The organism is Colidextribacter sp. OB.20 (genome assembly GCF_009911595.1).
Taxonomy (GTDB): Bacteria; Bacillota; Clostridia; order Oscillospirales; family Oscillospiraceae; genus Lawsonibacter.
In genome coordinates this window covers 1-7,513 of the sequence record NZ_QWKG01000111.1, presented here as the reverse complement: position 1 = coordinate 7,513, position 7,513 = coordinate 1, and the positions used below count along the sequence as shown (strand labels likewise).

Annotated in this window: 6 protein-coding genes; 3 read left to right on the top strand and 3 right to left on the bottom strand. The window is 62.5% G+C overall.

Features of this window, described 5'->3' with window-relative positions; translation table 11 throughout:
- The first annotated feature begins 74 nt into the window (after window positions 1-74).
- Together D1641_RS18330 and mfd are read left to right on the top strand one after the other, a co-directional pair.
- On the top strand, window positions 75-701 hold the full coding sequence (locus tag D1641_RS18330) for a hypothetical protein (protein ID WP_160668362.1): 627 nt from the start codon (window positions 75-77) through the stop codon (window positions 699-701).
- A 93-nt stretch (window positions 702-794) separates the two neighbouring features.
- Window positions 795-4,295, top strand: a complete 3,501-nt coding sequence (gene mfd, locus D1641_RS18325; protein WP_160668360.1) for a transcription-repair coupling factor — start codon at window positions 795-797, stop codon at window positions 4,293-4,295.
- A 105-nt stretch (window positions 4,296-4,400) separates the two neighbouring features.
- On the opposite strand, the gene D1641_RS18320 is transcribed toward mfd, so the two are convergent.
- The gene (locus tag D1641_RS18320) at window positions 4,401-5,201 is read right to left on the bottom strand and encodes a DUF6882 domain-containing protein (protein ID WP_201757433.1); all 801 of its coding nucleotides are present in this window, start codon (window positions 5,199-5,201) and stop codon (window positions 4,401-4,403) included.
- A 120-nt stretch (window positions 5,202-5,321) separates the two neighbouring features.
- On the opposite strand from D1641_RS18320, the gene D1641_RS18315 reads away from it, so the two are divergent.
- Entirely contained in the window at window positions 5,322-5,573 is a 252-nt protein-coding gene (locus D1641_RS18315) for a helix-turn-helix transcriptional regulator (RefSeq protein WP_160668358.1), read from the top strand.
- Between the two features lie 60 nt (window positions 5,574-5,633).
- On the opposite strand, the gene D1641_RS18310 is transcribed toward D1641_RS18315, so the two are convergent.
- Complete coding sequence (locus tag D1641_RS18310; RefSeq protein ID WP_160668356.1) at window positions 5,634-6,431, bottom strand: Cof-type HAD-IIB family hydrolase; 798 nt, start codon at window positions 6,429-6,431, stop codon at window positions 5,634-5,636.
- A 115-nt stretch (window positions 6,432-6,546) separates the two neighbouring features.
- A partial coding sequence (gene feoB, locus D1641_RS18305) for a ferrous iron transport protein B (RefSeq protein ID WP_160668354.1) occupies window positions 6,547-7,513 on the bottom strand: 967 nt, incomplete at its 5' end.

The window sequence follows — 7,513 nt, the reverse complement described above, 5'->3', positions numbered from 1 at the left end:
CTACAGCTTCAGCTTTGAGACGACAAAAGACACGGCTGGCTGCCGTGCCTTATACCGTAACTATATTGTAGGAGGTGGACAGCTCTTTTCTGACTCAGTACGGGCAGGACCTGGATGAGAGCTTTAGAGCCTATCTTGAGGATATCGTTCCTTTTATTGTCCTGTTTGAATCCCAGAAGAGCGAATTTCCCATTGAGCTGCAAAATGAGATCCGCGCGATGTATGCACATCTGGCCCGCGCCGCCATCGCCGAAACGCCTGAGCAGGCCCAGCGGAATGTCTACAAAATCAAATCTCATACCAAGCGGGCGTTGCTGGACTGCTACAAATACAGCTGCCTTATCTCTTACGACAACTATACAGACTTTTTTAAGCGCTATGAGGGGGTAGACCTCTCTTATCTTGACCAGGGGCGGTTCCTGCCTGAGGTTCAGACCCACTTTAACCGCGCGAAGGCCGCTCACTGTGCCGCCAAGAGTGCAGAGACCTCAAATATAACGGAAGGCCAGCTGTTTGAGTTATATCAGGACGCCTACAATCAGTTCGCTTCCTTAGACGAAAAGCTGCGTTCTGTGGAGGAGGATGCCGCCTACCTCCAGCACAAGGCGACACGGAAGGATCAGCTTGCCAAGGTATCATTTGCGGTGGGTATTGTGGGCACCGTTGTGGGTATTATCGGGCTGATCGTCGCGCTGCTTTAACGAAAAACAACAGATTAAGCCACTACCCCTCCCCCTCTCGGGGGTGGGGCATTTCGGCGTTCCCTTAATTGTACAAAAATCGAGGTGTTCCCCATGAAACTGCTCACTGCCGCCCTGAAGCGCCTGCCGGAATTTGGACAGCTCCTGGCCGCCCTGGAGGGGGGGCGCTCCCCCGCGGCCCTGTCCGGCCCGGCCGCCATCCACCGCTGCCACATCGCCGCCGGCATCGGGCTGATGACCGGCCGGCCTGTGGTGGTGGTCTGCGCCGACGAGAGCGAGGGGCAGAAGCTGGCCCGGGACCTGGGGGCCTTCGCGGGGGTAACCGTCCCCGTGCTGGGCCCCCGGGACTTCACCTTTCACAACGCCGCCGCCTTCTCCCGTCAGTGGGAGCACCGGCGGCTGGCCCTGATGAAGGGGCTGTCCGACGGGACTGTCCCCTTCCTGGTGGCCACGGTGGAGGGCCTGCTCCAGCGGACTATGCCCCCCAAGACGCTGGAGGGCTGCTGCCGGGCGCTGAGGACAGGCGCTGTCTGTGACCTGAACCAGCTGGCGGAGGACCTGTCCGCCGCCGGATACGTCCGGTGCGAGCAGGTGGAGGGGGTAGGCCAGTTTGCCCTCCGGGGCGGCATTCTGGACGTCTTCTCTCCCGGCATGGAGGCCCCTGTCCGGGCGGAGTTCTTCGGAGACGAGGTGGACGCCATGGGGGTCTTTGACCCGTCCACCCAGCGGCGTACGGAGAACATCGAGACCGCCCTCCTTCTCCCCGCCGCCGAGGTTCTGCCCCAGCTGGCCCCCGGCGGGGCGGCGGGGCTGGCTAAAAAGCTGGAAAAGCTGGCCGCCAGGGCCCTCCAGAACGGCAATAAGGAGCTGAGCAAGACCCTGGAGGAGGACGGGGAGGCCATCGCCCAGGGGAGGAGCTTCCCCGCCCTGGACCGCTACCTCCCCCTGATCTACCCGGAGCTGTCCGGGGCGGCGGACTGCCTGCCCCCTGACGCCTGTGTGATTTTTGACCAGGTCCCCCGGGCCGCCGACCGGGCCAAAAGCTACCAGTGGCAGCTGGAGGAGGATGTGAAAACCCTGTTGGAGCAGGGGGAGCTGGACCCCTCCTGCATCCAGCTGGCCCTCACCTTCCCCCAGCTCCTCCAGCGGCTGGAGGACTTCCCGGTGGTCTATCTGGACTCCTTCACCACCGCCAGCTACCCCGTCCCCCCCAGGGAGCTGCTGTCCGTCACCGCCAAGCAGCTGCCCCCCTTCCTGGGCAGCCCCGAGGCGGCGGTCCAGGACCTGGCCCACTATCAGAACAGCGGCTTTGCCGCCCTGGTGCTGGTGTCCGGGGAGCAGCGGGCGTTGGATCTGCAAAACCTCCTCCGGGAGCAGAAGATTCGGTCCGCCGTGGACTTCCAGCTCAAGGAGCTGCCCCAGCCCGGCCAGATCGTCATCACGGTGGGGGGGCTGTCGGTCGGGTTTGAGTACCCCGCTATCCAGCTGGCCGTCCTCACCGAGGGGGAGAAGACCGCCGGCAAAAAGCCCCGCCGGCAGAAGGACGCCACCAACCGGCAGAAGCTGAAATCCTATGCCGACCTCACCCCTGGCGACCTGGTGGTCCACGAGCACCACGGCATCGGCCGGTATGTGGGCATGGTGAAGATGCCGGTGGAGGGGGTGGACCAGGACTATGTGAAGATTGCCTACGCCGGCAGCGACGTGCTCTATGTCCCCGCCACCCAGCTGGATATGGTAAGCAAATACATCGGCGGAGGGGAGGACGCCAACGAGACCAAAAAGCTCAACCGCCTGGGGGGCCAGGAGTGGGAGAAGGCCAAGAAAAAGGCCAAAAAGGCGGTTCAGGACCTGGCCAAGGGGCTGATTCAGCTCTATGCCCAGCGCCAGCACCAGCCGGGCTATGCCTTTTCCTCCGACTCCCCCTGGCAGCAGGAGTTTGAGGAACAGTTTGAGTACACCGAGACCGACGACCAGCTGCGATGCGTGGCCGAGATCAAGGCCGACATGGAGCGCCCCACCCCCATGGACCGGCTGCTGTGCGGCGACGTGGGCTACGGCAAGACGGAGGTGGCCTTCCGGGCCATGATGAAGTGCGTGCTGGACAACAAGCAGGCGGCCATCCTGGTGCCCACCACCGTTCTGGCAAGGCAGCACTACCTCACCGCCCTGCGCCGATTCCAGAAGTACCCGGTCAACATCGACGTGGTGTCCCGCTTCCGCACCCCCGCCCAGATGAAGGAGACCCTCCGCCGGGTGGAAAACGGGGAGGTGGACATCCTCATCGGCACCCACCGGCTCTTTAATAAGGACGTGCACTTCAAGGACCTGGGCCTGCTGGTGGTGGACGAGGAGCAGCGGTTCGGCGTTCAGCACAAGGAGAAGCTGAAGGAGACCTTCAAGCAGGTGGACGTACTCACCCTCTCCGCCACCCCCATCCCCCGGACGCTGAACATGGCCCTGTCCGGCATCCGGGACATGTCCACTTTGGAGGAGCCGCCGGCGGACCGCCAGCCGGTGCAGACTTATGTGCTGGAGCACGACTGGAACCTGCTGGCCGACGCCATGCGCAGGGAGCTGGAGCGGGGCGGGCAGGTATTCTACCTCCACAACCGGGTGGAGACCATCGACCGCTGCGCCGCCCGCATCCAGATACTCCTGGGGGAGGAGGCCGCCATCGGGGTGGCCCACGGGCGGATGACCCAGGATGCCATTGACGACGTGATGGCCCGGATGACCGACGGGGAGCTGAACGTGCTGGTGTGCACCACCATCATCGAGACGGGCATCGACCTGCCCAACGTGAACACCCTGATTATGGAGGACGCCGACCGGCTGGGTCTGGCCCAGCTCCACCAGATCCGGGGACGGGTGGGCCGGTCCAACCGCCGGGCCTTCGCCTACCTCACCTACCGCCGGGGCAAGGTCCTCAGTGAGGTGGCCTCCAAGCGGCTGGAGGCCATTCGGGAGTTCGCCGAGTTCGGCTCCGGCTTTAAGATCGCCATGCGGGATCTGGAAATCCGGGGGGCGGGCAATGTGCTGGGCCCGGAACAGAGCGGCTTTTTGTTGTCGGTGGGGTACGACATGTATCTGAAGCTGCTGGAGGAGGCCGTCCTCCTGGAGCAGGGCCAGCCCCTGCCCACCCGCACCGAGTGTGCCGCCAGCCTCAGCGTCTCCGCCGCCATTCCGGACCGATATGTCTCCTCGCCGGAGCAGCGGATGGACCTGTACCGCCGCATCGCCGCGGTGCGCAGCGAGGCCGACGCCGACGAACTGGTGGATGAACTCATCGACCGCTACGGAGAGCCCCCCAGGCCGGTGAACAACCTCATCTCTGTGGCTCTCCTTCGCTCCGACGCCGCCCGGTGCCGCATCTCTGACATCGCACAGAAGAGCGGAACGCTGGTCTTCTCTCTGGAGGAGTTCCGGCTGGAGCCCTTCTCCGCCCTGTGCGCCCAGGAAAAATACAGCAAGCGCCTGCTTCTCATCCCCGGGGACACCCCCCGGTTCTCCCTCCGCCTGGCCAAGGGGGAGGACCCCCTCCGGGCCGCCCGGACGGTGGTAGAGGACTATATCAAGGTGCTGGAGCTCTGACGGCCCTCGCCGGGCAGGCGTTCTTTTTCTCGAGAGAAAAAGAACCAAAAAGAGCTTCCCTGTTTGCAATATAAGCGGCGGCCGCCCGTCGGGCGGCCGCCGCTTTTACAGTGTTACGGTTTTCAGATTCTTGATCCGGTAATTCTCTCCCGCCTGTTCGAACTCCACCACCACTTCGGCATCGAAGTGGGCGGTGAGGGTGTCGCCGGACCAGTCGAAGGGGGTCTTATTCCACCGCAGAAAGGCCTCCACGAAGATTTTGTGGTCCAGATAGAACTGCTGAATGCACTGGCTCACGCTGTTGATGAAGGTAATGCCGTCCACCGGGGCAAACAGCTCCCCGGGCATGTCGCACAGGACCACGAAGGCCGCCCCCTGCCCCTCGCCGGTGGGACAGCGGTAGTAGCAGCGGTCCTCCGCCAGAGCTCCGCAGACCACCATGGAGAAGTTGTGGCCGTTGAAGGTGTCGTTCAGCTCACACTGGGCGTACATCAGGGGCTCCAGCCCCCAGGCCTGGCCGTAGGTCCGGGCGATATGGACCTGGCCCAGCACGTTGTTGGGGAAATTGTTCACGTTCTCCCAGCCCCACAGCCAGGAGTTGGAGACATAGGACTCGCTGCCCAGGAACTGGACCCGGAACTCCTGTTTTCCCAGGGTAAGGGTGCCCTTCTCGAAGTCGATGTACCAGCCCTCCTCGTCTCTCACCAGGTCCAGAAAGGCGTGCTGGACGGTGTACATTTTGCCCAGGCAGGCGGAGAACACCTGGTCCCAGTCGGACATGTCCACCCCCTCGGGGAAAAATCCTGCCGGCGCGCCCAGGCCGGACTTGGGGGCCTCAGGCTCCTTATGTTCCTCCGGCTTGGGGGGTTCCGGCTTTTTGCCGAACAGATTTCCAAACAGTGACATAGCGGCTGCTCCTCTCATTTTTGATAGTTTTTTGGAATACTGATCTTTAACACAAGAATACCACGTTTGATATGTTAAAGTCAAGCATAATACTTATCTTTAACATATCGGAGTGGCATCTTGAAAATCTACAGTTATGAAGGAAAAAAGAATATTTCAGGCACGCGCATTCGAGAAGCCCGGCTGAAAAAACGGCTGACTCAGACTGAGCTGGCTGCCCGGATGCAGGTGGAGGGAGTCGTCATTGAGCGGGACAGCATCAGCCGCATTGAAATCGGCACCCGATTCATCCCCGATTATGAGCTTCCCATCTTTGCCAGGGTTTTGAATGTCTCAGTGAACTGGTTGCTGGGACTGTCTGACAGGGTGTAGAGAAGAGGAAAATATTTGATAATCATGAGGCGGCCGCCCGGGTGGGCGGCCGCTTTTTCTCTACTCCAGGCAGCTTAGGACGGCCCAGGCCGCTCCCTCCTCCCGGTTGGAGGGGGCTAGGCGGAGGGCGGCGGCCTTCACATGCTCCGGGGCGTTGCCCATAGCGATGGGCATTCCCGCCACCCGGAAAACCGGCAGGTCGTTCTCGCTGTCCCCCACGGCGGCACACTGGTCCAGAGGGATTCCGTACCGCTCCGCGATCACCGCCAGAGCCGCCCCCTTGTCCGCCCCGCCGGCAGTGAGCTCAAAGTCATGGGCGCTGGAGGTGGTGGTGCTCACCCCGGGCAGGGCGTCCAGCTCCTCTGCGGGACACCAGCCGGGGCCCTTCTCCCCATGAATCTTTACCAGAGGCAGGCGGTGCTCCTCCATATATCCCAAAAAGTCCTCAGTCACGATGACTGCATCGTGAAAGACCGGGAAGGGATAGCAGTCCTCCATATACCGCTTCCCTGCGGCGTTCACCAGGATCTCGCCCCCGGCAAAAATGAGCAGCTGGGCGTCCCAGCTCAGACACAGCTCCATGGCCCGGCGGGCGGGGGACTCGGGCACGTCCCACTGGCGGATGGTCCGGCCTGTTTCGCCGTCCACCACCAGCCCGCCGCCCGCTCCGGATACCAGCAGGTCGCACCCCGCCTCCCGGGCAAAGCATACCGCCTCCTGAACGGGGCGGCCAGTGTTGATGACCACCCGCAGCCCTGCGGCTTTTGCCCGGGCGACGGCCTCCCTGGAGGCGGCGGTGATTTTCCCTTTCGGATCCAGGAGGGTGCCATCCAGGTCAAGAGAAATGAGCTTTATCATTCTATCACAGCTCCTTCATTGCGTTGTAGGGGCGGGTATTACTCGCCCGCCGCTGTCGTGTCTCCGGTGGGTATCGTGCGGGCGGATGATATCCGCCCCTACACGAAATCTACTGTCACAGAAACAAGCTCCCGATCTGATACACCAGGAACGATACTACATAGGCGCAGCCCATCTGCCAGGCGATGGAGAACCAGGCCCATTTCCGGCTCTGCATCTCCTTGAAGAGGGTGGACACCGCCGCCACACAGGGGACATACAGCAGGATGAACACCAGCATAGCGAAGGCGGACAGCGGGCTAAAGCCCGCCATGGCAGCGGCCACCTCTCCGCTGGCGGCGGTGAGGGAAAAGCCGTAGAACATGGACAGGGAGGACACCACCATCTCCTTGGCGATCAGGCCGGTGAGCAGGGCCACAGCGGCCTGCCAGAAGCCGAAGCCGCAGGGGGCGAAGAGGGGAGCCAGCACATTGCCCAGAGCCCCCAGCATACTGTGGGTGGGGTCGTCCACCATACGCAGGGAGAAGTCGAAGGATTGCAGCAGCCAGAGGACCATGGACATTAGTAAAATCAATGTACCGGCCTTGACAAGAAATCCCTTTACCTTCTGCCACACATGGGTGAGCATATTGCCGACGGACGGCAGGCGGTAGGGGGGCAGCTCCAGCACAAAGGGGGCGGGCTCCCCGGCGAAGAGGGTCCTTTTGAAGAACAGGCCGGAGGCGATGCCCACAATCATCCCGATGATGTACAGCCCGAAGACCACCAGCCCCGCCCAGGGGCCAAAGAAGGCGGCGGAGATCAGGCCGTAGACGGGCAGCTTGGCGGAGCAGGACATGAAGGGCACCAGCAGGATGGTCATCCGCCGATCCTTTTCGTTCTCCATGGTCCGGGCCCCCATAATGGCGGGCACCGAGCAGCCAAAGCCCATGAGCATGGGGATGAATGCCTTTCCGCTCAGCCCAAACCGGCGCAGGGCCCGGTCCATGATAAAGGCCGCCCGGGACATGTAGCCCGAATCCTCCAGCAGGGACAGGAAGAAGAACAGCAGGGCGATCTGGGGCAGGAAGGTGAGCACGCCC

What these genes read in the sequence shown, in the direction of transcription:
- mfd (WP_160668360.1), top strand. Translation starts at nt 795, where the DNA reads ATGAAACTGCTCACTGCCGCCCTGAAGCGCCTGCCGGAATTTGGACAG.
- D1641_RS18310 (WP_160668356.1), bottom strand. Translation starts at nt 6,431, where the DNA reads ATGATAAAGCTCATTTCTCTTGACCTGGATGGCACCCTCCTGGATCCG.
- D1641_RS18320 (WP_201757433.1), bottom strand. Translation starts at nt 5,201, where the DNA reads ATGTCACTGTTTGGAAATCTGTTCGGCAAAAAGCCGGAACCCCCCAAG.